Origin of the sequence: Paraburkholderia megapolitana (assembly GCF_007556815.1) — a bacterium.
GTDB lineage: Bacteria > Pseudomonadota > Gammaproteobacteria > Burkholderiales > Burkholderiaceae > Paraburkholderia > Paraburkholderia megapolitana.
The window spans coordinates 1,581,122-1,607,761 of sequence record NZ_CP041743.1 but is presented as its reverse complement, the minus strand read 5'-3'; the positions used below and the strand labels follow the sequence as shown (position 1 = coordinate 1,607,761).

Here is a 26,640-nt window from a genome sequence, read left to right as displayed (position 1 = left end):
TCACGTCTCATATTGCCAACCACTGTTTCCAGTCCTATCTTTGACGCCACATCACATTAAGGCCGCGCTTAAAACCCGCTCGATTCGTTCGGGAATGGCGACAAGAGCCGATAACATCAGCACCCCAAACGGAGACCCAACATGAGCAGCACGATTCAACCACCGCGCACCAGCGGTTCGCCGCCATTCTTTTCGAAGCAGGCCACCGTTGCCGGTCCAGGCTTCTCACGCTGGATGGTGCCGCCCGCCGCGCTCGCCGTGCATCTGTGTATCGGCCAGGCCTACGCGTTCTCGGTATTCAACGGTCCGCTCACGAAAGTGATCGGCATCACGCAGTCCGCTCCCGACGACTGGTCGCTCACCACACTCGGCTGGATCTTCTCGCTCGCAATCGTTTGCCTTGGGTTATCGGCGGCATTTGCGGGCAAGTGGCTCGAACACGTTGGCCCGCGTCGCACGATGTTTACCGCGGCATGCTGCTTCGGCGGCGGCTTCCTCGTTTCGGCGCTCGGTGTCTGGCTGCATCAGATCGTGCTGCTGTATCTCGGCTACGGTGTGCTCGGCGGCATCGGGCTGGGGCTTGGTTATGTGTCGCCAGTGTCGACGCTGATACGCTGGTTCCCCGATCGTCGCGGGATGGCGACCGGCATGGCGATCATGGGCTTCGGCGGCGGTGCGATGATTGCGGCGCCGCTATCGGTGGCGTTGATGAATCACTTCAAGAGCGCGACCAGTATCGGCGTCGCCGAAACCTTCATCGTGCTCGGCATCGCGTACTTCATCTCGATGTCGATCGGCGCGCTCGCGATCCGCGTGCCGCCCGCCGACTGGAAACCGGCCGGCTGGACCCCGTCCACCGCGACGAACAAGATGATCACGCGCAACCACGTGCATATCGATGAAGCGCTCAAGACACCGCAGTTCTACCTGATCTGGCTCGTGCTGTTCCTGAACGTGACCGCGGGCATCGGCATTCTCGGCCAGGCGTCGGTAATGATCCAGGAGAGCTTCAAGGAAACCGTCACGGCCGCGGCGGCCGCCGGCTTCGTGGGGCTGCTGTCGCTGTTCAACATGGGCGGTCGCTTCGTGTGGGCCTCGGCATCCGACTGGGTCGGTCGCAAGAACACCTACTTCATCTTCTTTGCGCTGGGCGCTGTGTTGTACTTCCTCGTGCCGACCTTTGCGGCATCGGGCAACATCGCCCTCTTCGTGCTCGCCTATTGCGTGATCCTGTCGATGTACGGCGGCGGCTTCGCCACGGTGCCCGCGTATCTCGCGGACATGTTCGGCACGGCGTTCGTCGGCGGCATTCATGGACGGCTGCTCACTGCATGGGCCGCGGCAGGTGTTGCAGGTCCGGTGCTGGTGAACTACATCCGTGCGTATGAAGTTGCGCACGGCGTCGCCAAAGCCGATGCGTACACGATGACAGTTCACATCATGGCGGTGTTGCTGGTAGTCGGCTTCGTCTGCAACCTGCTGGTCAAACGCGTGGACGACAAACATCACATGAGCGACGCGCAACTCGCGTCCGGCAATTGAGGGAGACCGACATGATCGATCAGAACGCAGTTCATCCGACCAACAAGGGCTTGCTGCTTGTCTTCTGGGCCTATGTGCTGATTCCGCTTGCGTGGGGTGTCGTCAATACGTTGACTCAGGCGATGAAGCTGTTTCACTGAGCTGTTACAGCGCTACATCGCGTTGCACGAAAAGCCGGGTAGGTACCCGGCTTTTCTGTTTTAGCGCGGCGCGAGTGCGGAAATTATCTGCCGTCGGTTGCACGCATTTTCTCCGCCACTGCCTTGTAGTCGTAGGTTGGGTAAAACTCGGTGCGATAGCCGCCCCATGCGGTCGTTTCGATGGCGCGGTTGACTTCGCGCAGCCGGCTCGCCGGTACACGCAGCGTGACGACCTGGCCGATGCCCATCATCACGTACCACGACACGACCTCGATGCCGGGCGGCGGAAAGGTTTTGAAATATCCTTGCGCGCGCAACTCATCGTTGATCTTCGGCAGTGGCTTCGATTCGTCGTGCCGCAGAAAGATGGTGAGCAGGAAGGTGTCGTCACCGGCCGGCACGAGGCCGGGCTGGGGCGAGGCTGCGGTCGCTGGGGGCTGCGTGATTTGCGCGGTTTGCATTTGAGCGGCGGCGCTGCGAATCACGAAGGGATTGCCCACGACAGCGACCACAAGCGCAGCGCATACGACACTGCGGCGTATCAGCGATTTCGACATCGATTGTCTCCGGGGATACCGACACGTCGCGCCGTGTCGCAACGATGCCGGCCGGGCAAACGCGCGAGCTTTCGCAGCGTGTGATTCCGGCGGCACGCGGTCATTCTGCCGCGTTCGTCGGCAGCGTGTCGTGACACGCGCAAACAGAGAGTTTCCGTGCGGCTCAGGTTCGAGCGTAGTTACACGAACGGACGGTAAGTTCTGGTCTGGGCTGGAGGCTTAGGTACCTGTGTCGGCACCGGTGCCGGTGCGGGCATATCGAGCACCATCTGCCCGAACTCGCGCACCGCGGGCGTGTCACTGCCGTTGGACAACAGCACGAAATCAGCGGTGGAGAGCGACGGCAAGCCATATTGCCCATCGACGATCCGCATGCCCGGTTCGAGGTCGTCGGTGGTCAGCACGGTAATCGCAAGCCCCGACAACACCGCCGCACGCAAACCCTGCTGGCTCGGCGACGTGAAGACGACATGCCATTTGATCTGGGTACTATCCAGCGCGTCCACACCGACCCGCCGGTTGATGCACGGCGCGGGAAAGAACGCGAGCGGCAGTGACGCGCCTTGCGGGACATCGAATGTATCGGCGGCAATCCATGCGAACTGCGCGGGCCGCAACACCGTTCCCGCCGTGCTACCCGGTGCCGTCATGACGACGGCTAGATCGAGTTCGTCAGCCTCGATCATCGCGCGCAGATCGAGGTTCATGCTGACGCTCACATCGAGCCGGACCTCGGGATACACGCGCGCGAACTGACATAGCAGCGACGGCAACCGGTCGCCCATGAAATTCTCCGGCACACCAAAACGCACGACTCCACATACCGGCGAAGACTGGAAGCGCCTCGCCAACGCATCGAGCGAATCGAGAATCTGCTGGGCGTGGCGCAGAAAATCCTGACCGTCTTCGGTCAAGGTCATGCTGCGCGTCGTGCGATGCAGGAGCGGCCGGCCCACCTGCTCTTCGAGGCGCCGGATCTGATGGCTGATCGCCGATTGCGTGAGGTGCAGCCGCTCGGCGGCGCGCGTGAAGCCGCCGGTTTCCTTGACGGCGACGAAAGCGCGCAACAGGGTGGGATCGAAGTCCATGGCGGCCGATAGATGATGAACGTTAATGGATTCTACAAAATTAAATCATTTCTATCATGAAGCCTGCGCGCCGAGAATGGTTTCTATCGCAGCTTTCGAAAGACGCCCTATGACGCTCTCTCACACCGGTAAAAACCATATCGCGCTCGCCGCCGTTTGCCTCGCGGCACTGATGTTCGGCCTGGAAATCTCCAGTGTTCCTGTGATCCTGCCCACGCTAGAGAAGGTGCTGCACAGCGATTTCAAGGACGCGCAATGGATCATGAACGCCTACACGATTGCCTGCACGACCGTGCTGATGGCCGTCGGCACGCTCGCCGACCGTTATGGACGCAAACGCGTACTGCTAGTCAGCCTGGTCGGCTTCAGCGTCACGTCGCTGATCTGCGGCCTCGCGCAAAGCGCGTCGGTGCTGATCGTCAGCCGGTTTTTGCAGGGCATGGGCGGCGGCGCAATGCTGATCTGCCTGATCGCCGTGCTGTCGCACCAGTTCCAGGAAGGTAAGGAGCGCTGCAATGCGTTCGCGATCTGGGGCATCGTGTTCGGTGTCGGCCTCGGTTTCGGTCCTATCATCGGCGGCGCGATCGTCGCGCTGTCGAACTGGCACTGGGTGTTCCTCGTCCATGTTCCGCTCGGCCTGCTGACGCTGGTACTCGCTTTGAGCAGCGTCGAAGAGTCGAGCGATCCGCATGCGAAGCGCCTCGATAGCGCGGGCATCGTCACGCTGTCGCTTGCCGTGTTCGGTTTCACCTACTTCATCACGCAGGGCCCGGACCTGGGCTTTACGAGCACGACGGCGCTATGCATCGTGGCGGCGGCAGCGGTCAGCTTCGTGGCCTTCATCGTCGTCGAACGCATGAATGCGCATCCGATGTTCGATTTCTCGGTGTTCAGGATCCGCAATTTTTCGGGAGCGATCTTCGGTTCGATCGGCATGAATTTCAGCTTCTGGCCGTTCATGATCTATCTGCCGATCTACTTCCAGAGCGGTCTCGGCTACGACACGGTCACCGCGGGGCTGTCGCTACTTGCCTACACGCTGCCTACTCTCGTCATTCCGCCGCTCGGCGAGCGGCTCGCATTGCGCTATCGGCCAGGCGCCGTGATTCCTGCCGGACTCTTCACGATCGGTCTCGGCTTCATCCTGATGCGCTACGGCAGCAGTGTCGCTCATGCAAGCTGGCTGACGATGCTGCCGGGCGCATTGATCGCTGGCACGGGACTCGGGCTCACCAACACGCCGGTGACCAACACCACCACCGGCTCGGTGCCGACCGCCCGTGCAGGGATGGCATCCGGCATCGACATGAGCGCCCGGTTGATTACGCTCGCCATCAATATCGCGCTGATGGGGTTCATCCTGGTGGAAGGCATCCTGTCGCATCTGCAGCGCGCGTTGCCTGGCGTCTCCGATGCGGCGCAGTTGCGCCTGCTGTCGGAAAAGATCGCGGCCGGCAATTTCGCGGGGCTCGCGCAAGTGGCTCCCGAATTTGCCACTGCGGATGCGTCGGGTACCGTCGTGCATGCCGCACTCGTACATGGCTTCGGCGCGGTGATGCTGTACGGTGGAATCGGCGTGTGGGTGCTGGCCGCGCTCAGCTTCACGACGTTCGGTGCGGCCAACCGCGTGGCGCGCGAAGCGAACGTGAAGGCCGGCGAATCTGTCTGCCCGTAACGTCAGCGCTATACACGGATGTAGCGCTCACGCTTCGCCGGCCAGCAGCTCGATCCCATCGAGCTGCGCCGCACACGTGTCGCGCACGATCGTCACGAAGTCCCGGAAGTAAGGCCGCGCCGCCTGCGGCTTGCCGGCTACCGCATAGAGTTCGCTCCATAGTCCGTGCGGGCCGACCCGCTTTGCCAGCACGTAGTCGTGATCGACGTAGTTTTTCACACCCCAGTTCGGCAGCGCGGCGATACCGCGGCGACTCGCCACGAGTTGCATGATCGCGATGGTCAGCTCGGCCGTGCGTCGTTCGAGCCGGATACCCGCCGGCTCGAGCACCTCGCGAATCAGATCGATGCGCACTTCGGGCACGGGGTAGGTGATCAGCGTTTCTTCGCGCAGGTCGTCGGCCACGACACGACGCTTGCTTCTCAGACGATGCTCGTTCGCCAGCACGACCAGAATCTCGAAGCGGAACAGCGGCGACACATGCAGGTTGCGTTTGCTGGGCGGTTTCGAACCGATCACGACATCGGCCTTGCCGTCGCTCAGCAGCCTGAGCGGGTCCGCATGAAACCCCGCGACGAGATCGACTTCCACCTCCGGCCAGCGACGCCGGAATTCGTCCATCACCGGCATCAACCAGTCGAAACACGTATGGCATTCGAGCACGATGCGCAGCTCGCCCTGGGCATCGCCCTTGAGTCGCGCGAGATCGCGCTCTGCTGCGCTCACCGCCGCGAGCGTCTCGCGTGCGAGCACGAGCAGCCGCTCGCCGGCAGCGGTGAAGCGCAGGCCCTGCTTGGTGCGCTCGAACAGCGACACGTCGTAGTGGCTTTCCATGTCCCTGATCTGATGGGACAGCGCGGACTGGCTTAGATGGACGCGCTCGGCGGCTGCGACGAGCTTGCCCGAATCGGCGATCGCGATCAGTGAGCGCAAATGGCGGATTTCAAGCACGGTGGGCTCCTGGCGCAGTTGCGGGACGCGATAACGGGATATGAGTCTGGTTCATGGAATGGTGAAAACATGTCGCGTGATGAATAATAGCGCGACTTCACCGAATCCGAGCCACTGGTATGCTTTCGGCACATCTTGCGCAAGCAACCCGGACACGCATCGACATGACCCAGAATATCTACGACCACCCGGCATTCTTCGAAAGCCATAGCCATCTCGAGCGTTCGGTCGGCGGGTTGAACGCGGCACCGGAATGGCCCGCGCTTCAGGCGATGCTGCCGGATCTCGGCGATCGCGATGTGGTGGATCTCGGTTGCGGTTACGGATGGTTCTGCCGCTGGGCGCGCGAACACGGTGCGCGCACCGCCCTCGGGCTCGACGTTTCGCAAAAGATGCTCGCGCGCGCCGCGGAGATGACCACCGATCCCGCGATTCGCTACGAGCACGCCGACCTCGAAACGCTCGAACTTCCCGAAGCGACATTCGCGCTTGCGTATAGCTCGCTTGCGTTGCACTACGTCGAGAATCTGGCCGGTTTGTTTCGCTCGATTCATCGTGCGTTGTTGCCCGACGGTCGTCTGGTGTTCTCGGTGGAGCATCCGATTTACATGGCGTCGCAGCGCCCCGGCTGGATTGTCGACGCGCACGGACACAAGACCTGGCCAGTCGACAGCTATCAGATGGAAGGCCGGCGTGTTACGCACTGGCTGACCGACAGCGTGATCAAGCAGCACCGCACGATCGGGACGCTGCTGAATCTGCTGATCGATACCGGCTTCGCGATTGCGCGTGTCGACGAATGGGGGCCCACCGCCGCGCAGATCGCCGCGCATCCCGCGCTTGCGGAAGAGCGCGAACGTCCGATGATGTTGCTCGTTTCCGCGCGACGCGAACGCGGTTAGCGCTCCACCAGGTCGATTCAATGTGCCGGATGTCGATAGCGTGCTCTATCGAGCAATCAGGCTGTCAGATCACGATTGCAGTGCGACCCTGATCGCTTCGGAAAAAGGCGTTGTGCTTCTGCCAAGAAGCTGGGACAGATCTCGCGAGGAACTATCCAGCTCCCCGTTCGAAGACTTTATATCCGCGTCGACGATGACATCGACAATCATCCTGGGTAACCCCAAGCCAAGCAACGTAGCCTCGTACTCGGCGGGCGGCAGATTCTTATAGACGATGGGCCGGCCAGCCTGCCTTGAGAGTTCCTCAGCAAATTCAACCATCGAGAAGGCGTGGTTTCCCGCAAGTTCATAGGTCTTGTTTGCATGGCCTGGCTGGGTAAGCACCGTCACAGCCGCACCTGCGTAATCGGCACGCGTAGCCGAGGCAAATCGCCCTTGTCCCGCACTGCCGATAATCGTGCCCTGGGCAAGCGCCGCAGCGATGACCGCCGTGGAATTTTCCAGGTACCAGCCGTTGCGCAGCAGCACGTAGTCGATGCCGGCGCTCTTCAGATACGCTTCGGTTGCCTGATGCTCACCCGCGAGATTCAGGCTGGAGGTGTCGGCGCGCAACATGCTCGTGTAGGCAATAAATTTCACACCGGCTTGCTTCGCGGCATCGATCACGGCCTGGTGTTGCCTGAGTCGTTCGCCCGGTACGACCGCCGAGATAAGCAGCAGCTTCTCAGCGCCTTTAAAAGCCTCGACTAGCGTTTCCGGTCGATCATAGTCAGCCTCGCGCACCTCGACGCCCAGGGCGCGCAAGTTGTCGGATTTTTCCGGATTGCGAACTGCCGCAACGATCTGATTTGCAGGGATCACCTGCAGTAGATTCTTGACAACCAGTTGACCGAGGTTTCCATTTGCTCCAGTAATGACGATCATTGTGTGTTTCCTTTTTGCGTAGAAAAGATTTTCGTTCGGCGTTCAGCGCGGACGGTAGTTGATGCCAGTGCAATGGTGTCTAGCGGTATCGGGAATACATTTCGGTGCTGATTTACCCGCGTGCTCGCAATCAGCGGCGGATATCATCCGATTTGGCCCATCCGCGCTGAATCAACAGTGCGATTGGCAGGCCGAGGCCGAACATGTGGATCAGGAGCGCAGGCAGATAGGGCATCGCCGTTACCGATGCGGGCGTGGTGAAAGCGCTGAGCGGCAACACGACAAGGCCCATGAAGAAGAACACGGCAATGCCGAGCACAGGACCGCCGATCCATGCCCAGCGGTTCACCGCTGGCAGACGCCACGCAATGAGCCCGTACGCGAGCGCCGGGAGGATCGATACGAAGAAGTGCAGCAGGATTCCCACGATCAATCCAGCAATGCCGTCATAGGCGGACATGCCCATCACGCTGCTGGCCGCCAGCTGCATCTCGGGAACGACGCCGACGCCACGCGCCAGCTGCAGGATTAAAACCGGAACGAGAACGATGAAACCGGCCGCGACGCCGGCGATCGTTCCAATGGTCACGGCGCGGGACAACCTGCTCCGCGAACTCGCCGGCCGCGTCGTCTTGTTGCCCGGAACTTCAAACGTGGTTTGCATAGTGTGACCCTCGTGGTCTTGATGAACTGTGGACGTCGGAACATCTTCTCCGTCGTTGAAAACAGTCTAGGGACCTGGGTCATCACGAGAAACTCGGAATCTATTAACAGATTGTTGTCGAATTCCCCTCGAATCGATAGTTATTCACATCAGACAGGCTGATCATGCCGGACAGCTCAGGCTCCGGTCATACGCCCGCGCGATTCGCCCGTCTTTATTCTGATTTTGTATGGCAGTATCCTGGTGAACGACGGCGCCCAACCATTGAGCAAAGGGATACATGGATAAGTTCGACGCGATGCGCGCATTTGTACGTGTGGTGGAATCGGGAAACTTCACCAAGGCCGCCGAAACCCTCAACGTTCAAAAGCCGACTGTGACGCGACTGGTTCAGTTGCTGGAAGACGATCTGGCAACGAAGCTGCTCAATCGCACAACCAGGCGCGTCACTGTCACGCCCGATGGCGCGGCCTATTACGATCGAGCCGTACGCTTGCTGACTGAACTGGAGGAACTGGAGAATGCCATGATCGGCGCCAGGTCCAATCCGAAAGGCAGGCTGCGCATCGATCTTCCGCGCCCGCTTGCCCATTCGGTTGTCGTTCCAGCTCTCCCGGATTTTCTCGAAAAATATCCAGACATCGATCTGGAGATTGGTGCCAGTGATAATCCAGTCGACCTGTTTGGAGACAACGTGGACTGCGCAATCCGTATCGGGAAATTGACCGATCAATCACTGGTGGCCCGACGAGTCGGCTTCAGCCATTTCGGGCTATGCGCATCGCCGGAATACTGGAAGAAATACGGTAAGCCGAAGCACCCGCGCGAGATCGATCTTCACCATACGGTGATTCGCATGATTTCAGCGAGCACGGCAAGACCATTTCCAATCGTCGCCAGTTACGGCGACGATACGGTCGACATTCAAGGCAAGAAAACTGTCCTTTGCAACGACGTGTCAACCTGTACCGATCTCGCCAGAGCGGGACTCGGAATTATCAGTGGCGGCACATTCATGACTGCACCACTGATCGCATCCGGTGAACTGGAGCCTTGCCTCGAACAATGGCATCTTCCGCCAATGCCTGTGTCGGTCGTGTATCCACCGAACCGGCACCTGAGTAATAAATTACGTGTGTTCGTGGACTGGGTCGTCGAGCTGTTTGCCAATCATCCGTCGCAGAAGAAATCGGGCGGCTAATCCATTTCAAAGAGACGTTGTCCGGATGCGGGGGGTTGAAAAGGTACTGCTGCTGGAGCGGTCCAATGATTCTGGACACCTCTACAGGGGATACCCCCCAGATGAACCGCTCCAGGTTTCTTTGTAACTGCAGCAACAACCACTCGCTATACGCTAGACCGCTTCGGCGTCACCATCGACACCACAAACGTCACAACGATATTCAGCACGAGCGCGATCAACCCGATATACAGCGGGTAAGTGGCTCCGCCCACATGCAGCGCGAACACCGGCTTGAGCCCCTGCACGATCGCGAGCCCCGTGCCGGTCACAATTCCCACCAGCCAGCCGAGGAACAGCCCCGGCGTATTCAGCCGCCGCGTGTACAGCGAGAACACGATCGCCGGGAAGATCTGCAGGATCCACACACCGCCCAGCAACTGCAGGTCGATCGCATACTGCGTCGGCAGCACGACGATAAACACCAGCGCACCGAACTTCACCGCGAGCGAAACGATCTTCGCCGTCGACGCTTCCGCCTGCGACGTCATATTTGGCGACACGAGCGGGCGCCACAGGTTACGCGTGAACAGATTAGCCGCGCCGATCGACATGATCGCCGCGGGCACCAGCGCGCTGATGGCAATCGCCGCCGCCGCGAAGCCGACGAACCACGACGGAAACAGCGTAGTGAACAGCGCCGGCACGACATCCGAGGCCGACTTCACGTGCACGCCCGCTGCAATCGCCATATAGCCGAGCAACGCAATGAGACCAAGCAGCAGCGTATAGGCCGGCAGGAAGATCGCGTTCTTGCGCACCGTCGCCGCGGATGATGACGACAACACCGCTGTCATCGTATGCGGATACATGAACGCTGCGAGCGCTGAACCGAGCGCCAGCGACGCATACGCCGTGAACTGCGTCGGCTTGAGCAGGATGCCGGTCGCACCGCCCTTCGCCTGGAAGTACTGGTCGGCGGCATCGAACACATGACCATAACCACCGAGCTTCACCGGAATCAGCCAGATCGCCGCGATCACGACGATATAGATCATGATGTCCTTGACGAACGCGATCATCGCCGGCGCGCGCAGGCCGCTCGTGTACGTGTAGAGCGCGAGGATCACGAAGGCGACGATCAGCGGCAGTTCACCGGTCACGCCAAGCCCCTTGATCACGACCTGCATGCCCACCAGCTGCAGCGCGATGTACGGCATCGTTGCGATGATGCCGGTCAGTGCAACGGCGGCGGGGAACCACTTGCCGCCGTATTCGCCCTGCACGTAGTCGGCCGCGGTGATGTGATCCTTCGCCTTCGAGATCTTCCACAGTCTCGGCATCACGGCAAACACGAACGGGTACACGATGATCGTGTACGGCAGCGCGAAGAAACCATAAGCGCCCACCGAATACACGAGTGCCGGCACGGCAATCACGGTGTACGCCGTATAGAAATCGCCACCGACGAGAAACCACGAGATGACGGTGCCGAACTGTCGTCCGCCGAGCCCCCATTCGTGCAATTGCGTCAGGTCGCCGCGTTTCCAGCGCGCGGCGAAGAAGCCGACCACGGTGACCAGCAGGAAGAACGCGATGAAAACGCTCATCGCCACCGGATTGATGGGATTCAGATCGCTCATTTGATCCTCCGGTAGACGACGTAGATCAGGAGCGACGTCAACGGCACCCAGAGGAACTGATACCAGTAGAAGAACGGAAAGCCCGCAAACGAAGGACGCGCGTCGTTATAGAACGGCAGCCACAACAGCGCGATGTACGGGATGAGCAAGATGAGCCATAGCCATGAACGGCCGGCCTGATCGGTGGGCTCCATGAATCCTCCTGATAGATCTGCGACGGAAAGTGCAATCTCCGGTACAGAACAGCGTGGTGGTAAGGGTCCTAATGGTTCGAACGGTCCGAACGATTCGAACTGAGCCGCTTCTGCGGCGGCTGCGCGCATTATCGTAGAAATCGTGGCGGCTTGTCTTCTGGCCAGACGCAGCCGGCATTAGACGCCTGGCCGCTTTCTCTTCACCGCGTCATGCTTGCGGAGGGTTTCCGTTGCGACATCGGCGAGCAGGTCCACCGCACGCCGAAGATTGCCCAGTTGCTGCGGATGCACGAGCCACACATCGAGCTGCAGCGCGAAATCATTGACGTTGACCACCACAAGATCCCGATACGGGCTACTGCGCTGCAGGACACTGCGTGGCACGAGCCCCAGGCCCAGCCCTGCGGCGACCAGACGCAACTGCATGTCGGTGCCGTGCGTATCGACGCCGACGCGCAGGCTGTGCCCCGCATCGTCCATGGCGCGTTCGAGTGCCGCGCGATAGCCACATCCGTGTGGATTCAGCACCCACGTATGCGCGGCAAGCGAGCGGATCGCAGTGCGCCCCTTGACGAGCGGCTTCTTGCGGCTTTGCACCACCACCACATCGAGCGTCGTGATCAGACGCCCGGCCGTGCCGGCAGCGGGCGGGCGTCCATGCGGCAACAGCAGTACCGCGGCATCGAGGCTGCCGGGCGCCAGTTGTTGCTGCAAGCCGCTGCTCCAGTCGGTATGCAGCCGGACGTCGAGCGCGGGGAAAGCGGACTTCAGTGCGATCACCGCATCGAACAGCACGATATCGGCCACTGCTTGCGTCATGCCGAGACGGAATGTTCCTGCGGGCGCTGCATGCTCGGCAGGGATGTCGAGCAAACGATCGAGGTCGCGCAGCAGCGGGACTGCGTATTCGTAGATGCGCTGGGCAAGCGCAGTCGCCTTCGGCGGCTTGCTGTTTCTGTCGAACAGCTCCGCGCCCAGCGATTCCTCGAGCCGCTGGATGCGGCGCGACACCGCCGACTGCGTGACACACAGCGTATTGGCTGCACGCGTGAGCGATGCTTCGTCGATGACAGTCACGAACGATCTGAGGTCTTCTGCAATCATGCTTATCTCTCATTATCTTGATGATAATTATGCGCTTGCCGCACTACATGATTGAAGTCTAATCTGATGGCTCAATGGTTGCCAGTGCAGATCAGACGCAGCGTACCGTCGCGTCCGCTGGCTACCGCTTCGACATCTTGCAGGAGTTCGCCATGCCACTCGTACGCATCAATCTTTCCAGCAGCGCCTCGGCGGAAGTCGTGCGCGGCGTCAGCGACGCGGTCTATGAAGCGATGATCCAGGTCGCCAGCGTGCCGCAGCACGACCGCTTCCAGATCGTTACCCGCCACGCCGCGGACGAATTGATCTATCCCGCCGAAGGCTATCTCGGCATTTCGTACACGCCAGGAATCGTCTTTATCCAGGTTACGTGGAACGCCGGGCGAACCGTCGACGTGAAGAAAGCGTTTTATCGCGCGGTCGCCGACGGCATTCATGCGAAGACCGGCCTGAGGAAAGCGGACGTCTGGATCAGCCTCGTCGACGTGAAACGCGAAGACTGGTCGTTTGGCAACGGCGAGATGCAGTACGCGCCGAAAGACTGATCGCAGGCTCGGTGCTCCTTACAGCCGCTTGCGGCCGTGGCAAACCGCCTTTCCGCTTTTGGAGGAAAATAGCGGCTTGTCGGCTCTTCCGGCCCTGTCCGCCGGGGGCCGGGCGCCCGACCCGCAGCCAGGCCGTTTTCACGCAGCAGCGGTAACATGCAGCGAACTATCCAAGGAGCGAAGCACCGATGAGCACCTCACAACCCTCTTATCCCGACACGCAGCTGTATATCGACGGCGCCTGGCATGCCGGCGCACGGCAGACCGACGTCATCAATCCGGCCAGCGAAGTCGCGATCGGCCGCCTCGCGCTAGCCAGCGAAGCGGAACTCGAACAGGCTGCCCAGGCCGCGCAACGCGGCTTCGCCGAATGGCGCAAAGTTTCAGCTTACGAGCGCAGCAAGCTGATGCGCCGCGCCGCCGACAATCTGCGTGCGCGCTTCGAAACCGTCGCCGCGATCATGACGATGGAACAGGGCAAGCCGCTCGCGGAAGCGCGGGTCGAAACGCTATCCGCCGCGGATACGATCGACTGGTTTGCCGAAGAAGCACGCCGCACGTATGGCCGCGTCATCCCGTCGCGCAGCGGCGCCGTGCAACAAGTCGTCACGCGCGAACCGGTCGGCCCTGTTGCTGCGTTCACGCCGTGGAACTTCCCGCTCAACCAGGCAGTGCGCAAAGTATCGGCGGCATTGGCCGCGGGTTGCTCGATCGTTCTGAAGGGACCGGAAGAAACGCCGGCCAGTTGCGCCGCGCTCGTCGCCGCGTTCCATGATGCAGGCCTGCCGGCCGGCGTGTTGAATCTCGTGTTCGGCGTTCCGGCGGATGTATCGCGGTTCTTCATCGAGCATCCGGTCATCCGCAAGATTTCGTTCACCGGTTCGACCGCTGTGGGCAAGCAGCTCGCGGCAATGGCCGGCCTGCACATGAAGCGCGCGACGATGGAACTGGGCGGTCATGCGCCGGCTATCGTGTTTGCCGACGCCGACATTCCGCGTGCAGCGAAATTGCTGGCCACCGCCAAGATCAGAAACGCGGGCCAGGTGTGCATTTCGCCGACACGCTTCCTCGTCGAAGACGCGGCCTACGATCAGTTCGTCGAGCATTTCGTCGCCACGATCAAGTCGATCAAGGTCGGCAACGGGCTGCAAGATGGCGTACAGATGGGGCCGCTCGCAAATGTCCGCCGCGTCGAAGCGATGGAACGGCTCGTCGCCGATGCACGCGAACACGGTGCGAAGGTGCTCGCCGGCGGTGAGCGGATTGGACGCGAAGGCTATTTCTTCCAGCCGACCGTACTCGTCGACACGCCGCTCTCAGCCCGCATCCTGACCGAAGAACCGTTCGGCCCGGTTGCGCCGGTCAATCGTTTCAGCAGCTACGATGAAGTGATCGCCGAAGCCAACCGTCTGCCGTATGGGCTTGCTGCTTACGCGTACACCCGTTCGACGTCGACGGCGGCCGCGCTTTCGGAAGACATCGAAAGCGGCATGATCTCGGTCAACCACCACGGTCTCGGCCTCGCCGAAACGCCGTTCGGCGGCGTCAAGGATTCGGGCTACGGCTCGGAAGGCGGTACCGAAGCCATGGAAGCGTATCTGGTTACCAAGTTCGTCAGCCAGCATCGCTAGACCTTCTGTGACATAACCGGTGCGGTGGTTTGCGCAGTGAACGCTGCGCGAGCCGCCGCACCGGCTCCCCTGGATATACCGCTGCAATGCTGACTAGCGCCTCACAGCGCAGGCCAGCAGGTAGCCCGCTCGCATGCGTGGAGCATTGAACATGAGTCGATCGAGTGCAATCGTCGTTGGTGTGGGTGCGGAAGTGGGCCTGGGTGCAGCGCTGTGCAAGCGCATCGCGCGCGAGGGATATCACGTGTATGTCGCAGGTCGAACGCTCGCGAAACTGACGCAGGTGGTTGAAGCGATCGTTGACGCGGGCGGCACCGCGGAAGCCGTCGTTGCCGACACGACCCAGGAAGCGGACGTGCTCGCGCTGTTCGACAAGGCGATGACGCCACGCGATGACATCGCGCCGCCCGATCTCGTCGTCTACAACGCCGGCAACAACCGATACGTCCCGTTCACCGAACTCAGCGCCGCCGATTTCGAAAGCTTCTGGCGCGTCGGACCGCTCGGTGCGTTTCTGGTTGGACGCGAAGTGGCGCGGCGTATCGCGCCGTCGGGCGGCGGCACGTTGATCTTCACCGGTGCGTCAGCAAGCCTGCGCGGCAAACCGGGCTTCGCGCACTTTGCATCGTCGAAAGCAGGCGTGCGCATGATCGCGCAAAGCATGGCGCGCGAGTTCGGTCCGCAGGGACTGCATGTGGCGCATGTCGTGGTGGACGGCGGCATCGACGGCGAGCGGCTCAGGCAGGCACGTCCCGGTGTGATCGCGGAGCGCGGCGAGAATGGTCTGCTGAACATCGATGCCATCGCCGACATGTACTGGACCCTGCATCGTCAGCATCCTTCTGCATGGACGCAGGAAGTCGATTTGCGGCCGTTCAAGGAAACGTTTTAGGTCTTGGTTCCTGCGTTCGCCTCAGCATGCGTGCACGGTTAACGTGACGATTTCGCGAAGGCGGATAAAGTTAACACAACGGCATTAAAGTTAACAGTGCCGTGTGAGAATTCGCAACATACTCCTGGCGGTTCCGCCAAGTTCCTGGCAAGCTACCGAAATACGACGCCCAACCCGATGTATGCTCGCGATTTGCAGGCATACGGGTGCGTCCCAGCGAGAGTGCAGGCAGACACGAGTTCCCGCCGCTGTCATCGACACTCTTCAGTATTCGAGCATTGGAGGTTCAGTCATGTCGGTCACTGCACGCTCACTTGAAGCCAGCGCTGCGGAGCGATTCGTCCGCGCGTCGAGAAAGGTCGACATGGCGTTTCGCATCGTTCGCGGCGAACCGGCACCGGAAAGCAGGGAGATCGAGCATTCGCTCGCAGTGCTGCAACTCGAGCAGGCACTCGATGAACTGGCCGAAGCCGAGGCGCAGTTCGATATGTCCGTGAACACGGGGACGCCGCGACGGACGAATTGATGCGAACCGTGCGGTTCATATAGGGCAGCGCCAGAACAAAAAAATCGGCACGGCTGCCCGTTCAGGTAGTTTTTCTATTCCCCTCCGAACGACCTCGAAGCACAACCCTCCGCGATGCCACACAGCGCGGCGGATTGTTCGCATTCGGGAAGCACTCTTTTCGCGTTCAGCCTCTTTATCCGTCGGTCCATCTTGACTACCGTGTGACGATGCGCCGATTGCGTTCGGCACGATGCACTCGAAATGGAATCCCACGTATGACACGCGCCCTATCGGCAGACAAAGCTGCGTTGCTTGCTCATGCCAGTCAGTCGAGCCTCGACTATCTGCTCGCCCAGCGCAGCATGCGCGAAATCGCGCGCAGGCGTAACGACGCGCTGCGTTCGCTACAGATCAGTGCCGCGCAATTCTGCCTGCTCGCGCTGCTGTATCGCGCCGAGCCGCCAACAGTCAGCGAACTCGCGCAAGAGATGCAGATGGAAACCGCACACGTATCCGCACAACTGAGCATTCTGATGCGCAGGGCACTGGTCGCGGCGCATGTAGGGCAAGGCGAGCGTCGACGCAGACGCCTCACGCTCACGCCATACGGTCAGTCCGTGCTGCTCGACGCGCTGCCGTTGTGGATCGCAGCCGCGGACGATGCTCAACCGTCGCCCTTGCGCCCGCAGCTTGCCGCTGCCGGCCGCAATGGCCTTGTTCTCGACAGTTGAGGTCCGCGAGCCAGGTCTCTCGCGCCGCGAAGTGAGGCGTACGGTACGCAGCATTTAACAAACGCCGCGAAGCGACACGGATCGTAGGTATGATCTGACAGGCAGTTCCCAACCTCAAAGGAGCATGCCATGAGTAACACACCCACCATCGTTCTGGTTCACGGTTTCTGGGGCGGCGCCGCGCACTGGAGCAAGGTCATCGTCGAATTGACACGCAAGGGGTATACGTCGATTCGCGCTGTCGAACTTCCGCTAACCTCGCTCGCCGAAGACGCCGGGCGCACCCGCAAGATGGTCGCGCAGCAGCAAGGCCCAGTGTTGCTGGTCGGTCATTCGTATGGCGGCGCGGTTATCACCGAAGCCGGCGATCTGCCGAACGTAGTTGGGCTCGTCTATATCGCCGCCTTCGCACCGGACGCGGGAGAAAGCCCCGGCGGCATTACCCAGCAGAACCTTCCGGCCGCGGCCGCCAATCTCGAACCCGACAGCGACGGCTACCTGTGGGTTAAAGCAGACAAATTCCATGAGAGCTTCTGCCAGGATCTGACGCCGGACGAAGGCCTCGTGATGGGCGTCACGCAGAAGGCGCCGCTCGCGAGCACCTTCGGCGACACCATCACTGCACCTGCGTGGAAGCAGAAATCATCGTGGTATCAGATCTCGAGCAAGGACCGCATGATCGCGCCGGAAAACCAGCAGATGATGTCGGCACGACTCCATGCTCGCAAGGTGATTACGCTCGATTCGAGCCACGCTTCGCTTGCGTCGCGGCCGGTCGAAGTCAGTGCGTTAATCGATGAGGCTGCGCGCGCAACAGCCAATGCGTAGTCGCGAAAGCATCAGCGACGGTTTTTTCGTCCCCACGCGTTAAATGCAATTCGCCATCGTGTCCGGCGGATCATCAGGGGCTCAAAACATGTCGCGTAGCGCACCTTACTGTCATACCCCTTCGGCGATTGCTCCCGTACTCTGGCTCACAGGCGTACGGGGCGCCGGCAAATCGCGCATTGCATCCGGTGTGCAGGTCCGGCTCGTCGCTTTCGGCGCGCAGGCCGTGGTTCTCGACGGGGATACGATCCGCTCGGGTTTGAGCGAAGACCTCGGATACGATCCAGACGCGCAGACCGAGAACATCCGCCGCATCGCGCATTGCGCCGATCTGCTGAGCAGACAGGCGGTCATTCCGATCGTGGTCGCGATCGCACCGCTTGCGTCGCACCGCAGGCTGGCGCGGGAAATCATCGGCGACGCGTACTTCGAGATCTTCGTCGACACGCCGCCGCCAGTCGATCCGACCAGCGCAAGAAGTCCGCACACGCAGGACGATCCCGGCCGCGTCGCGCAGCTTGCCGACGGCTTCGATCGCTACGAACGCCCGGGCCGTCCGGATCTCGTCGTCAGCCGGTTCGACCTGTCGACCATCGACGCAATCGAAACGATCATGCGCCGTGTGCCTCCGGTGCTCTGGATCAGCGAACCCGATGAAGCAGCCAGTACCGGCAAGGCGGCCGGTCTCGATCTCGGGCGCGATCCGATGCGCAAGCTGCCCCTGAGCAACTGAGCGCACGCCCTGCTCAAGCCTGCGGCCCCAGCGGCGCAACGTTTTCGCGCGCTCTCTCCGGGCTGCTGCGCAATGCGAATTCTTACGAAAACCTGTCGCCCACTCGCGCTTCCATACTTTTTTGCAATTGCGCGACGGATTCCCGCTAAGTCTCCGTTTAAGACTCGACGCCCCAATTTCTGGCGCCCGTACTTGGAACCCACATGAGACCAGTCAACCTCGCAAAATATCTCGTCGCCCCGCTAGCCGCGCTTGCCGCGTCCGCCACCTTCGCTCAGGCGATCATCGTTACCCCCACGGCGCCGCCCCCGCCGGTGCGCGTGGAAGTCGTTCCGACGCCGCGCGCGGGCTACGTCTGGGATCGCGGACACTGGCGCTGGATCAATGGCGCCTATGCGTGGGTGCCCGGACACTGGCAACTCGTGCGAGTCGGCTATCACTGGGTGCCCGGTCACTGGGCGCAGTTCGGACCGCGCTGGCGCTGGATCGAAGGTCACTGGGCTTGACGCGCGTGTTCTGGCCGGTCGTGTCGTCGTGCCACCACGACCAGCCTGCTATCGCGCTGTAGCCGTCATATATTGATCAGGTATGCCGCGGAGAAATGCTCCGGGCGCATCGAGCAGCAAGCGGACAACATCGATCTGAGCGGGGATGAACGGCACGTGAAGCAAGTCCGGATGAAGTGTCGGCGAGACCGGCGGACTGCGCACTCGACGCGCGAAGGCTGCGCGCGTTGAGTGAACAGGACCCCGACGCCGAATTGATTGAACGGGTGGGCCGACGCGATTCGGCGGCCGTCCGTACGCTGATGGAGCGCAAGCTGCCGCGGCTGCTTGCGCTCGCCACGCGTATGCTGGGAGATCGCATGGAAGCCGAGGATGTCACGCAGGAAGCCTTTATCCGCATCTGGAAACAGGCGCCGCACTGGCGCACCGGCGAGGCGCGCTTCGATACCTGGCTGCATCGCGTCGCGATGAATCTGTGTTACGACCGCCTGCGGGCCAACCGCGAGAAACCCACCGATGACGAAGACGGCCTGCCCGATCTCGTCGACCCCGCCATCGCGCCCGACGAAAGGCTCGAGCATCGCTCGCGCGACGAACAGATTCGCGCGGCGCTGGCGACACTGCCCGCGCGCCAACGGGAAGCACTGGTACTCAATTATTATCAGGAGCTATCCAACATCGAAGCGGCGGGCGTGATGGGCATTACGGTCGACGCGCTCGAAAGCCTGCTCTCGCGCGCACGCCGCAACCTGCGCGCGCAACTGACGAATAGCAGCCACAGCAAGGACACACGATGACCCCCGAACGATTCCGTGTACTTGTCGACGCCTACGGAAGCGACCCGCACCGCTGGCCCGAAGACGAACGCGCCGCATCGATGGCATGGGCGCAACAGCATCGCGACGAAGCCGATGCGATGCTCGCGAGCGCCAGCGAGCTCGACGACTGGCTGGAAAGCTATGTGGTCGCCGCGCCCGATCGCGAGCTGCGGCGGCGTATCGTCGGCGGAGCGCCGCGGGCACCTGAGGCACGCTCGGTGCCCGGACGGCGCACGTGGTGGCCAGGTCTGGCGCTTGCTGGCGCAGGGCTGACGGGCGGACTCGTCGGCGCATTGGCGGTATCGCTTTTCGTGCTGGCGGGTTCGTCCCATATCGGCACAGAAGCGGCTTATCAGAACACGACTTTCAGTAGTTCTGCTTTCGACTGGAGTAGTGAATGAGCGACGAAATACGGGCGCGGAACCCGAAGTGGCTGCTGATCGCGTCGCTGGGACTGAATATCTTCATGCTCGGCGCGCTCGCAGGCGGGGCCGGGCAATACCTTTACTCGCACTGGCACGAAACGGCAAAGCAGCCTGGCGCACCGCGTTTCGCCGCGGAGCAGTTGTCGGCCGCACAGCAACAGGAATTCGTCGAGACCTTGCGGGATGCGCGCCGTGAAGCGCGGCAGTACGGACAGGCAGCCGTGAACGGACGCAAGAATGTGCTCCGTCTGCTGGCAGCATCGCCCCTCGATCAGGCGGCGCTCGATGCGGCGATCACCAGTACTCGCGAAGCCGATGTCGCCTTCAGAACGCATGTGGAGCAACGTGTCGTCGAGTATGCGGCAGCGCTGACGCCGGAGGAGCGCGTCAAGTTCGCCGAAGGTCTGCAGAAATACGGGTCGTGGCACTTGCCGCCGGCGCAGCGGCCACTGCCCGACAACGAAGAAAAATAGCGTTCTTGCGACGGATTTTCGGGTTGCCACCGTTTAATGGAGCGGGGAATTCTCCCGCCTATGTCAAACGGTACTCACTCATCATGAAATCAAGAATCCTGCTCGCTCTATGTCCTGCGCTGCTCGTCGGTGCACTCTCGGGATGCGTGGTCGCCCCGGTCGAACCTGCTGGGCCGCCACCGGGCGTAGCGTACGTCGCACCGGTCGAGGTGGCGCCGGCGCCGGGTTATGTGTGGCGTTATCACGCGCGGTATGGCTGGGGGTGGTGGCATCCGCATCATGGGTGGTATAGGGGGTGGCGTTAAGCCAGGCGGCGGTTGCTGAGCGGGTACTGGTGCGTTTCGCTGCGACCCGGCGTCCAGTCACCCGCCAGGCTTCCCTTCCGCGAGCCCGAGAACAGCACGCTGGACTGCCTCCGCAATCTCTTCACTGGTCTCCTCGCCCGGGACCGCGCGCGCTAAAGTCGCGCCGCCCACCAGCACGGACAGCATGACCCATGCACGGGCCCGACGTTCAGCCTCGGTGCCGTTAACAAGCCCCGCGGCGACGGCCTCCATGACACGCCGCAGTTCGACTTCGTAAGCAGCGCGAGTGGTCGGATCGGTGCGCTCGATCTCTGCAGACAGACTCTGCAAGGTGCACGCGTCGCCGAGTTCGCACGTCCTTTTGAATCCCATGTAGCGCGCGGCAAACGCAGCAACCCAGCCCGCGCCATGCTCTTCGCGCGACCGCTCAACCCCTTGCCTGAGCCCGCTCAACCCAGCCGTCACCGCAGCGCCAAACGCTTCCGCCTTGGAGCGAAAGTGGCCATAGAACGCACCGTGCGTCACACCCGCCTCGCGAGCCAGTCCGTCGACACCGCTGCCACCATAACCCTGCCTGCGAAACCCACGGCCGATCGCGGCCACAATGCGGGCCCGGCTTTCTTCCTTATGCCCCTGCGCGTAGCGTCCCATGCTGCTCTCTCAAATAAGATGACGTCCGTCACATAATAAACATTGACAGCATTACGCTCGTAACTTAATGTCGCAACGCGGTACCGGTGGTCATTACTCCAGGGAGATGTACATGCCGATCGTCCGTATCCCCCGCCCGACTCCGACTCCCGATGGCGAAGCACTCGCCGGCTGGTCGCGGCGACACTTCACCCGTTCGGCGCTCGGCGTTGCCGCAGCCTCATTGCTTCTCACGCGCGGCACCAGCATCGCGCAGACCATTCCAGTTCAGATGAAGGGTATTACGCGTACCACGCTGGAACGCCATGCAATTCCCGATACAGACCAGGAACTGCGTATGGATCTGGTCACGCTCCTGCCCGGTGTTTCGGCGCCGCTCCACCATCATCCCGTCGCGGGTCTGAACTACATCATCGAGGGTACGGCCGAGTCGGCGTATGGCAACGATCCGCCTCGGCTCTACCACGCGGGCGAGAGCCTGCAGGACCAGGCGATGGTGCCGCATACCTTGTTCCGCAACGTGGACGACCACGCAGTGCTGCGCTTTCTGATTTTTTCCACCATCACGGTTGGGCAACCGTACACCGTCGTTCCGTAGGCACGACCAGGCACACTGGCCTTTCATACGCGAGCCGGACCATGAAGGTGGCCATCGGATCGAACTCGTCCAGGATGCGCCCTGCGCTTCCCTTGCCTCGGGAACTTGATCATGAAAACAAGAAGCCTTGTCGCAGCGATAATTCTTGCGGTCGGATTTTCGGGTGTTGCCGGTGCGCAAGTTATGGTGGTCGGCATCGATACGAAGCTGGTTTTCAACGACCAGGGCCAGCGTGTGAACAGGCAACCCGGTGAAGACCTGGTTCAGTTCTACGATCTGAAGGACCCTGCCCACCCTGAGCTGATCGGCGCGCTGCCACTCACCAATTCCGTGGTCGGACCGCCGACCAACCTCGCAGTGACACCCGATCAGAGTCTCGCGTTGATCGCCAACTCGCTCAACTGGCAACCGGTGGACGGCGGCACATGGAAGCCTGTGCCAGATGACAGGCTATTCGTAGTCGACCTGACAGCGCGGCCGCCGAAACTCATTTCGACGGTCAAGGTCGGATCGCAACCATCCGGTCTGGCAATCGATAGAACCGGGACATTGGCGCTGGTCGCCAACCGCGACGGCAAGTCGATATCCGTTCTGTCCATTCACGGCCAGGACGTGCAGGTCACCGACACAGTTCAGATGAACGACGAAGTAACTTCCGTCGCGATCACACCGGACGGCAAGCGCGCACTGGTTGCCAAATTCCTCGCGCACAAAGTAGCCGTGTTATCGATCGACGACGGCCATGTGCAACCGACTGGCTACGAGATGCCGGCCGGCCTCTTTCCCTATACGGTCACCATTACACCGGACGGATACACGGGCCTCGCTGGCAACACCGGCAAAGCCGATTCGAATGGCAACGTCGACCCCGTGACCGTGATGGACTTGCAGGCTTCGCCGCCCCGCGTGGTCGATTACGTGACGGCAGGAGATTCAGTTGAAGGGCTGGTCGTCAGTCCGCGCGGCGACTTCGCACTGGCGACCATCCTGAACGGAAGCTACGATGCGGCGATCGATTCATGGTTCCGCCACAAGACAGGTCTAGCCGTCTTACTGCGCATCAAGAACGGACGCATCAGCCGCGCCGACACGATCGAAGTTGGAGCGTTCCCCGAAGGGGCAGCGTTCTCGCCGGACGGACGCTATGCGTACACCGGCAACTACGCGAGCAACACGATCTCCGTGCTGCGGGTTCAGCGTGACGGTCATCTCGTCGATACGCACGCGGACATCGCACTGCCAGGTCCACCAGGATCGCTACGGGTCGGTTCGCAGTAAAGTAGCGTCTTCCAACAAAAAACTGGACCAGACACTCGATGAAATTCGACACCGTCGTGCTCGGCGCGGGCATTGTGGGCGTGTCCATCGCCGTGCATCTTCAGAAGCGCGGCCGCGCGGTTGCGCTCGTGGATCGCAAGCTCCCCGGCAACGAGACATCGTTTGGCAACGCCGGGCTGATCCAGCGCGAAGGCGTTTATCCCTATGCCTTTCCTCGCAACATTCTCAAGTTGCTGCAATACGCACGCAACGAATCGCTCGACGTTCGCTATCACGCTGACGCGATGTTGAAGGTTGCGCCTTTCCTGTGGCAGTACTGGCGCAATTCGCATCCAGTGAAACATGCGGCGATTGCGCGCTCCTATTCGACGTTGATCGAACATTGCGTCAACGAGCATCGCGCGCTTGCCGCCGAGGCCGGCGCCAGCGAATTAATACGTCCCACTGGATGGATCAAGGTCTTTCGCACCGCGGCAAAACAGGACGCGGAAACGAAGACCGTCGAGCAGTGGCAGCGGGAATTCGGCGTCACGTTCGAAGCGCTGGATCCGGCGCGCCTGCGACAGGTTGAACCCGACCTCGACACGTCGTTGTTAGGCGGACTGCGTTTCACCGCCTCCGATTCGGTCAGCGATCCCAATGCGCTCGTCACCGCGTATGCAAAATATTTCGAGCGCCTCGGCGGACGGTTTCTGATCGGCGACGCCGATACGCTTCGCGATGGCTGGCAGGTCGACACGGACGAAGGAACGATCGAGGCGGCGTCTACGGTGATTGCATTGGGACCATGGTCCGCACGCGCGACCGAGCGCCTCGGTTATCGCCTGCCGCTCGCTGTCAAACGCGGCTATCACATGCACTACGCACCTGAAGCGCAGGCACGTTTGAACCATCCGGTGCTCGACATCGAAAACGCTTATCTGCTCGCTCCGATGGCACGAGGCATCCGGTTGACGACAGGCGCGGAAATTGCGCGAGTCGATGCGCCGAAAACTCCGGCGCAATTAACCGCGGTCGAGCCGATCGCACGCAAGCTATTCCCGCTAGGCGCACGCCTCGACGATGAACCGTGGATGGGCCGACGCCCCTGCACCATCGACATGATGCCGATCATCGGACCCGCTCGACAGCACGAGAATTTGTGGTTTGCATTTGGCCATGCGCATCATGGCTTGACGCTTGGGCCCATCACCGGCCGGTTGGTCGCCGAGATGATGACCGGTGAACCCGTGACGGTGGATATGCATCCGTTCAGGGTCGAGCGGTTCTAGATATGCATGGTGGATGCGATCGTCACGTTGACGATCGCGACGCTATGGCACGCCTTGTCATACGTGGTAGCCTCGATCCGAATCCAACGCCCGTCGTCAGGAGTCGCAGATGAATGGCACCACGCTCGACGCATATCGCCAGTTGCAAAAGCAGATTCAATCCGATATCGATGCCTGCAAGAGCGAGCATAAGCGTCAGATGCAAAGCGCACGTAACAACGTGGCGAAGGCATCGATACAAGCGCTTAACCTGCTGGCGGACGGCGACTCCTGGTTCGACTATCCGTTGCCATCGCAAGGACATCTTCCCACCGACGTGATCGTGTCGCTCACGGACCTGCTGCACCTCGATCCCAAACCACTGAAGCTCGCTCACTACGGCGACGCCACAACCGCGTTGCTTGGCACCTCGAAACGCGAGCGGCTAATCGCTACGTTAAAAGACCCGGCACATGCGCCATTCGACGCGATTCTTTTCTCGGGTGGCGGCAACGATCTGGTCGGCGATGCATTCAGGTTCTGGCTACACGACGCAGCATCGGTCAACAAAGACTTCAAGCTCGCCACCAACGACGCCGCACTGCAGGACATCATCGATATCGTGCGCCGCGCGTATCGCGATCTGATCGCCGTTCGCGATGAATATGCCGACGGCGCTTATCTGTTCTTTCATCAGTACGATTACGCCACGCCGACGAACGCGTCCATCTGCGACGGACTCATCGGGCCGTGGCTGCAACCCTCGTTCATCGATCGTGGCTGGGCGCCGCCCGTCGATGCGCAATTCCTCGTGAACGGTCGCGGCGTCGTATCGGAAATACTGATCGAATTTGCGAACATGCTCAATGAATTGAGCACACCGACGAATAAGATCGTAGTAGTGAAAACGCAGGGCATCCTGAACCCCGATACCGACTGGGCCAACGAACTGCATCCGACGCATGACGGATTCGGCAAGATTGCCGCGGCGTTTCAGCAAGCATTGCAGGCGGTATTTGGCGAGCGTGCAGCGGTGCACCGGTAGTCGATGCCGTCGCGCCACTCCGATCATTCAGCGGCCACGCAGGAGAGAAGCATGAGAGCACAGCATCTTCGCTTCACATCGTTCTGGAAGAGAGTCCGGTCAACCCTGGTGTCATTGTTCGTTCTCGTGGCTGGGGCCTTCTGCGCATCGGCAGCTCATGCGCAAACCTGTCTCGATGGGCAGTACAGCAGCCTGTCTCAAGGTGCCTACACGTTGCAAAACGACGAATGGGGGTTGAACGGCGATTCGGGCGGATGGCAGCAGATCTGCAGCGGTAGCGCGAGCTCGGGTAGCTTCAGTTCCACCTGGTACTGGTCCAGCGGGACCGGTTCGATCAAGGCCTATCCAGGCATCTATCGCGGCTGGCAGGACGGCGGCAGCTGGTCGCCCGACGCCGGCGGTTTCCCGCAGCAAATTTCGGTGCAGGGATCGATGCCGACGAGCGTTTCGTTCAGTATGAGCGGCAACAATCAGTACGATGCTGCTTACGATCTGTTCTTCAGTCCGAGTACCAATCCCGGCTCTCCTTCTGCGGAGATGATGGTGTGGCTCAGCTATTCGGGCAATCAACCGGCGGGCAGCAAGGTTGCATCCGGAGTGAGCCTGGGTGGAATGAGCGGGACGTGGGATGTGTGGTCGGGGAATGTGGGCTGGCCTGTCTACACCTTCGTCCGCGATACGCAGGTGACGAGCTTTAGCGGGAATCTGCAGCCGTTTGTCTACTACCTGAGCTATACGAATTCGTGGTTGAACAGGAGCTGGTATGAGATGGACATCCAGTTCGGTGCGGAGATCATTCAGAGCAACGGTGCGAATGGGTCGATCAACGTGTCGAATTTTTCTGCATCGGCGAATTGAG

General features: G+C 61.2%; 31 protein-coding genes. 22 read left to right on the top strand and 9 right to left on the bottom strand.

Annotated features, from left to right (window positions below; all coding sequences use genetic code 11):
• The first annotated feature begins 141 nt into the window (after positions 1-141).
• Together FNZ07_RS06805 and FNZ07_RS06800 are read left to right on the top strand one after the other, a co-directional pair.
• Positions 142-1,542, top strand: coding sequence for an L-lactate MFS transporter (locus FNZ07_RS06805; RefSeq protein WP_091020634.1), 1,401 nt, complete (start codon positions 142-144; stop codon positions 1,540-1,542).
• 11 nt (positions 1,543-1,553) lie between these two features.
• Entirely contained in the window at positions 1,554-1,682 is a 129-nt protein-coding gene (locus FNZ07_RS06800) for an MFS transporter small subunit (protein WP_091020637.1), read from the top strand.
• An 83-nt stretch (positions 1,683-1,765) separates the two neighbouring features.
• Here FNZ07_RS06800 and FNZ07_RS06795 read toward each other — a convergent pair whose 3' ends face one another.
• Both FNZ07_RS06795 and FNZ07_RS06790 read right to left on the bottom strand, forming a co-directional pair.
• Positions 1,766-2,239: a hypothetical protein gene (locus tag FNZ07_RS06795; RefSeq protein ID WP_170275677.1), complete on the bottom strand. Its 474-nt coding sequence runs from the start codon at positions 2,237-2,239 to the stop codon at positions 1,766-1,768.
• A gap of 179 nt (positions 2,240-2,418) precedes the next feature.
• Positions 2,419-3,327 carry a LysR family transcriptional regulator gene (locus FNZ07_RS06790; RefSeq protein ID WP_091020639.1) on the bottom strand — a complete coding sequence of 303 codons (909 nt, stop codon included), beginning with the start codon at positions 3,325-3,327 and terminating at the stop codon, positions 2,419-2,421.
• Between the two features lie 109 nt (positions 3,328-3,436).
• Here FNZ07_RS06790 and FNZ07_RS06785 point away from each other — a divergent pair, with 109 nt between their 5' ends.
• Entirely contained in the window at positions 3,437-5,002 is a 1,566-nt protein-coding gene (locus tag FNZ07_RS06785) for an MFS transporter (RefSeq protein ID WP_091020641.1), read from the top strand.
• Positions 5,003-5,029: 27 nt separating this feature from the next.
• On the opposite strand, the gene FNZ07_RS06780 is transcribed toward FNZ07_RS06785, so the two are convergent.
• Positions 5,030-5,953, bottom strand: coding sequence for a LysR family transcriptional regulator (locus tag FNZ07_RS06780; protein WP_091020643.1), 924 nt, complete (start codon positions 5,951-5,953; stop codon positions 5,030-5,032).
• Positions 5,954-6,117: 164 nt separating this feature from the next.
• Between FNZ07_RS06780 and FNZ07_RS06775 the strand changes: the two genes are divergently transcribed.
• Positions 6,118-6,855, top strand: a complete 738-nt coding sequence (locus tag FNZ07_RS06775; RefSeq protein ID WP_091020661.1) for a class I SAM-dependent methyltransferase — start codon at positions 6,118-6,120, stop codon at positions 6,853-6,855.
• Between the two features lie 69 nt (positions 6,856-6,924).
• Here FNZ07_RS06775 and FNZ07_RS06770 read toward each other — a convergent pair whose 3' ends face one another.
• Positions 6,925-7,779 carry an SDR family oxidoreductase gene (locus tag FNZ07_RS06770; RefSeq protein WP_091020645.1) on the bottom strand — a complete coding sequence of 285 codons (855 nt, stop codon included), beginning with the start codon at positions 7,777-7,779 and terminating at the stop codon, positions 6,925-6,927.
• 130 nt (positions 7,780-7,909) lie between these two features.
• On the bottom strand, positions 7,910-8,443 hold the full coding sequence (locus FNZ07_RS06765; protein ID WP_245811762.1) for a hypothetical protein: 534 nt from the start codon (positions 8,441-8,443) through the stop codon (positions 7,910-7,912).
• 280 nt (positions 8,444-8,723) lie between these two features.
• Here FNZ07_RS06765 and FNZ07_RS06760 point away from each other — a divergent pair, with 280 nt between their 5' ends.
• The gene (locus tag FNZ07_RS06760) at positions 8,724-9,644 is read left to right on the top strand and encodes a LysR family transcriptional regulator (RefSeq protein WP_091020647.1); all 921 of its coding nucleotides are present in this window, start codon (positions 8,724-8,726) and stop codon (positions 9,642-9,644) included.
• 146 nt (positions 9,645-9,790) lie between these two features.
• On the opposite strand, the gene mctP is transcribed toward FNZ07_RS06760, so the two are convergent.
• The 3 genes from mctP to FNZ07_RS06745 all read right to left on the bottom strand — a co-directional run bounded on the left by mctP (position 9,791) and on the right by FNZ07_RS06745 (position 12,564).
• Entirely contained in the window at positions 9,791-11,266 is a 1,476-nt protein-coding gene (gene mctP / locus FNZ07_RS06755) for a monocarboxylate uptake permease MctP (RefSeq protein ID WP_144269460.1), read from the bottom strand.
• A complete protein-coding gene (locus tag FNZ07_RS06750; protein ID WP_091012776.1) occupies positions 11,263-11,460 on the bottom strand; it encodes a DUF3311 domain-containing protein in 198 nt (65 codons plus the stop codon). The genes mctP and FNZ07_RS06750 overlap by 4 nt, the downstream gene beginning before the upstream one ends.
• Before the next feature lie 177 nt (positions 11,461-11,637).
• Positions 11,638-12,564, bottom strand: coding sequence for a LysR family transcriptional regulator (locus tag FNZ07_RS06745; protein ID WP_211367799.1), 927 nt, complete (start codon positions 12,562-12,564; stop codon positions 11,638-11,640).
• A 152-nt stretch (positions 12,565-12,716) separates the two neighbouring features.
• Here FNZ07_RS06745 and FNZ07_RS06740 point away from each other — a divergent pair, with 152 nt between their 5' ends.
• The 12 genes from FNZ07_RS06740 to FNZ07_RS06685 all read left to right on the top strand — a co-directional run bounded on the left by FNZ07_RS06740 (position 12,717) and on the right by FNZ07_RS06685 (position 20,959).
• Entirely contained in the window at positions 12,717-13,109 is a 393-nt protein-coding gene (locus tag FNZ07_RS06740) for a tautomerase family protein (RefSeq protein WP_091012913.1), read from the top strand.
• A 188-nt stretch (positions 13,110-13,297) separates the two neighbouring features.
• A complete protein-coding gene (locus FNZ07_RS06735) occupies positions 13,298-14,740 on the top strand; it encodes an NAD-dependent succinate-semialdehyde dehydrogenase (protein ID WP_091012774.1) in 1,443 nt (480 codons plus the stop codon).
• 151 nt (positions 14,741-14,891) lie between these two features.
• On the top strand, positions 14,892-15,632 hold the full coding sequence (locus tag FNZ07_RS06730) for an SDR family NAD(P)-dependent oxidoreductase (protein WP_091012773.1): 741 nt from the start codon (positions 14,892-14,894) through the stop codon (positions 15,630-15,632).
• Between the two features lie 292 nt (positions 15,633-15,924).
• Entirely contained in the window at positions 15,925-16,158 is a 234-nt protein-coding gene (locus FNZ07_RS06725) for a hypothetical protein (protein ID WP_091012772.1), read from the top strand.
• 257 nt (positions 16,159-16,415) lie between these two features.
• Positions 16,416-16,871 (top strand): MarR family transcriptional regulator, encoded by a 456-nt coding sequence (locus FNZ07_RS06720; protein ID WP_091012771.1) that lies wholly within the window; start codon positions 16,416-16,418, stop codon positions 16,869-16,871.
• Positions 16,872-17,000: 129 nt separating this feature from the next.
• On the top strand, positions 17,001-17,699 hold the full coding sequence (locus FNZ07_RS06715) for an alpha/beta hydrolase (RefSeq protein ID WP_091012770.1): 699 nt from the start codon (positions 17,001-17,003) through the stop codon (positions 17,697-17,699).
• An 88-nt stretch (positions 17,700-17,787) separates the two neighbouring features.
• Positions 17,788-18,432: an adenylyl-sulfate kinase gene (locus FNZ07_RS06710; protein ID WP_170275676.1), complete on the top strand. Its 645-nt coding sequence runs from the start codon at positions 17,788-17,790 to the stop codon at positions 18,430-18,432.
• 203 nt (positions 18,433-18,635) lie between these two features.
• Positions 18,636-18,938, top strand: a complete 303-nt coding sequence (locus FNZ07_RS06705; protein WP_091012768.1) for a YXWGXW repeat-containing protein — start codon at positions 18,636-18,638, stop codon at positions 18,936-18,938.
• Positions 18,939-19,165: 227 nt separating this feature from the next.
• Positions 19,166-19,735 (top strand): RNA polymerase sigma factor, encoded by a 570-nt coding sequence (locus FNZ07_RS06700; RefSeq protein ID WP_322789489.1) that lies wholly within the window; start codon positions 19,166-19,168, stop codon positions 19,733-19,735.
• The gene (locus FNZ07_RS06695) at positions 19,732-20,157 is read left to right on the top strand and encodes a hypothetical protein (protein ID WP_091012763.1); all 426 of its coding nucleotides are present in this window, start codon (positions 19,732-19,734) and stop codon (positions 20,155-20,157) included. Before FNZ07_RS06700 ends, FNZ07_RS06695 begins: the two co-directional genes overlap by 4 nt.
• A complete protein-coding gene (locus tag FNZ07_RS06690) occupies positions 20,154-20,654 on the top strand; it encodes a periplasmic heavy metal sensor (protein WP_091012761.1) in 501 nt (166 codons plus the stop codon). Before FNZ07_RS06695 ends, FNZ07_RS06690 begins: the two co-directional genes overlap by 4 nt.
• 83 nt (positions 20,655-20,737) lie before the next feature.
• A complete protein-coding gene (locus FNZ07_RS06685) occupies positions 20,738-20,959 on the top strand; it encodes a hypothetical protein (protein WP_091012759.1) in 222 nt (73 codons plus the stop codon).
• 57 nt (positions 20,960-21,016) lie between these two features.
• On the opposite strand, the gene FNZ07_RS06680 is transcribed toward FNZ07_RS06685, so the two are convergent.
• Positions 21,017-21,610, bottom strand: coding sequence for a TetR/AcrR family transcriptional regulator (locus FNZ07_RS06680; RefSeq protein WP_091012756.1), 594 nt, complete (start codon positions 21,608-21,610; stop codon positions 21,017-21,019).
• A gap of 112 nt (positions 21,611-21,722) precedes the next feature.
• Here FNZ07_RS06680 and FNZ07_RS06675 point away from each other — a divergent pair, with 112 nt between their 5' ends.
• The 5 genes from FNZ07_RS06675 (at position 21,723) to FNZ07_RS06655 (ending at position 26,639) form a co-directional block, all read left to right on the top strand.
• On the top strand, positions 21,723-22,208 hold the full coding sequence (locus FNZ07_RS06675; protein WP_245811496.1) for a cupin domain-containing protein: 486 nt from the start codon (positions 21,723-21,725) through the stop codon (positions 22,206-22,208).
• Positions 22,209-22,319: 111 nt separating this feature from the next.
• The gene (locus tag FNZ07_RS06670; RefSeq protein WP_143098086.1) at positions 22,320-23,486 is read left to right on the top strand and encodes a lactonase family protein; all 1,167 of its coding nucleotides are present in this window, start codon (positions 22,320-22,322) and stop codon (positions 23,484-23,486) included.
• A 38-nt stretch (positions 23,487-23,524) separates the two neighbouring features.
• Complete coding sequence (locus FNZ07_RS06665) at positions 23,525-24,757, top strand: NAD(P)/FAD-dependent oxidoreductase (RefSeq protein WP_091012750.1); 1,233 nt, start codon at positions 23,525-23,527, stop codon at positions 24,755-24,757.
• 109 nt (positions 24,758-24,866) lie between these two features.
• Positions 24,867-25,781, top strand: a complete 915-nt coding sequence (locus FNZ07_RS06660) for a hypothetical protein (protein WP_091012747.1) — start codon at positions 24,867-24,869, stop codon at positions 25,779-25,781.
• 108 nt (positions 25,782-25,889) lie between these two features.
• Complete coding sequence (locus FNZ07_RS06655; protein ID WP_245811495.1) at positions 25,890-26,639, top strand: GH12 family glycosyl hydrolase domain-containing protein; 750 nt, start codon at positions 25,890-25,892, stop codon at positions 26,637-26,639.
• Position 26,640 lies beyond the last annotated feature (1 nt).

Excerpts from the sequence above, each read along its gene's own strand:
- FNZ07_RS06805 (WP_091020634.1), top strand. The coding sequence starts at position 142 with ATGAGCAGCACGATTCAACCACCGCGCACCAGCGGTTCGCCGCCATTC.
- FNZ07_RS06800 (WP_091020637.1), top strand. The coding sequence starts at position 1,554 with ATGATCGATCAGAACGCAGTTCATCCGACCAACAAGGGCTTGCTGCTT.
- FNZ07_RS06795 (WP_170275677.1), bottom strand. The coding sequence starts at position 2,239 with ATGTCGAAATCGCTGATACGCCGCAGTGTCGTATGCGCTGCGCTTGTG.
- FNZ07_RS06790 (WP_091020639.1), bottom strand. The coding sequence starts at position 3,327 with ATGGACTTCGATCCCACCCTGTTGCGCGCTTTCGTCGCCGTCAAGGAA.
- FNZ07_RS06785 (WP_091020641.1), top strand. The coding sequence starts at position 3,437 with ATGACGCTCTCTCACACCGGTAAAAACCATATCGCGCTCGCCGCCGTT.
- FNZ07_RS06775 (WP_091020661.1), top strand. The coding sequence starts at position 6,118 with ATGACCCAGAATATCTACGACCACCCGGCATTCTTCGAAAGCCATAGC.
- FNZ07_RS06770 (WP_091020645.1), bottom strand. The coding sequence starts at position 7,779 with ATGATCGTCATTACTGGAGCAAATGGAAACCTCGGTCAACTGGTTGTC.
- FNZ07_RS06765 (WP_245811762.1), bottom strand. The coding sequence starts at position 8,443 with ATGCAAACCACGTTTGAAGTTCCGGGCAACAAGACGACGCGGCCGGCG.
- FNZ07_RS06760 (WP_091020647.1), top strand. The coding sequence starts at position 8,724 with ATGGATAAGTTCGACGCGATGCGCGCATTTGTACGTGTGGTGGAATCG.
- mctP (WP_144269460.1), bottom strand. The coding sequence starts at position 11,266 with ATGAGCGATCTGAATCCCATCAATCCGGTGGCGATGAGCGTTTTCATC.
- FNZ07_RS06750 (WP_091012776.1), bottom strand. The coding sequence starts at position 11,460 with ATGGAGCCCACCGATCAGGCCGGCCGTTCATGGCTATGGCTCATCTTG.
- FNZ07_RS06745 (WP_211367799.1), bottom strand. The coding sequence starts at position 12,564 with ATGATTGCAGAAGACCTCAGATCGTTCGTGACTGTCATCGACGAAGCA.
- FNZ07_RS06740 (WP_091012913.1), top strand. The coding sequence starts at position 12,717 with ATGCCACTCGTACGCATCAATCTTTCCAGCAGCGCCTCGGCGGAAGTC.
- FNZ07_RS06735 (WP_091012774.1), top strand. The coding sequence starts at position 13,298 with ATGAGCACCTCACAACCCTCTTATCCCGACACGCAGCTGTATATCGAC.
- FNZ07_RS06730 (WP_091012773.1), top strand. The coding sequence starts at position 14,892 with ATGAGTCGATCGAGTGCAATCGTCGTTGGTGTGGGTGCGGAAGTGGGC.
- FNZ07_RS06725 (WP_091012772.1), top strand. The coding sequence starts at position 15,925 with ATGTCGGTCACTGCACGCTCACTTGAAGCCAGCGCTGCGGAGCGATTC.
- FNZ07_RS06720 (WP_091012771.1), top strand. The coding sequence starts at position 16,416 with ATGACACGCGCCCTATCGGCAGACAAAGCTGCGTTGCTTGCTCATGCC.
- FNZ07_RS06715 (WP_091012770.1), top strand. The coding sequence starts at position 17,001 with ATGAGTAACACACCCACCATCGTTCTGGTTCACGGTTTCTGGGGCGGC.
- FNZ07_RS06710 (WP_170275676.1), top strand. The coding sequence starts at position 17,788 with ATGTCGCGTAGCGCACCTTACTGTCATACCCCTTCGGCGATTGCTCCC.
- FNZ07_RS06705 (WP_091012768.1), top strand. The coding sequence starts at position 18,636 with ATGAGACCAGTCAACCTCGCAAAATATCTCGTCGCCCCGCTAGCCGCG.
- FNZ07_RS06695 (WP_091012763.1), top strand. The coding sequence starts at position 19,732 with ATGACCCCCGAACGATTCCGTGTACTTGTCGACGCCTACGGAAGCGAC.
- FNZ07_RS06690 (WP_091012761.1), top strand. The coding sequence starts at position 20,154 with ATGAGCGACGAAATACGGGCGCGGAACCCGAAGTGGCTGCTGATCGCG.
- FNZ07_RS06685 (WP_091012759.1), top strand. The coding sequence starts at position 20,738 with ATGAAATCAAGAATCCTGCTCGCTCTATGTCCTGCGCTGCTCGTCGGT.
- FNZ07_RS06680 (WP_091012756.1), bottom strand. The coding sequence starts at position 21,610 with ATGGGACGCTACGCGCAGGGGCATAAGGAAGAAAGCCGGGCCCGCATT.
- FNZ07_RS06675 (WP_245811496.1), top strand. The coding sequence starts at position 21,723 with ATGCCGATCGTCCGTATCCCCCGCCCGACTCCGACTCCCGATGGCGAA.
- FNZ07_RS06670 (WP_143098086.1), top strand. The coding sequence starts at position 22,320 with ATGAAAACAAGAAGCCTTGTCGCAGCGATAATTCTTGCGGTCGGATTT.
- FNZ07_RS06665 (WP_091012750.1), top strand. The coding sequence starts at position 23,525 with ATGAAATTCGACACCGTCGTGCTCGGCGCGGGCATTGTGGGCGTGTCC.
- FNZ07_RS06660 (WP_091012747.1), top strand. The coding sequence starts at position 24,867 with ATGAATGGCACCACGCTCGACGCATATCGCCAGTTGCAAAAGCAGATT.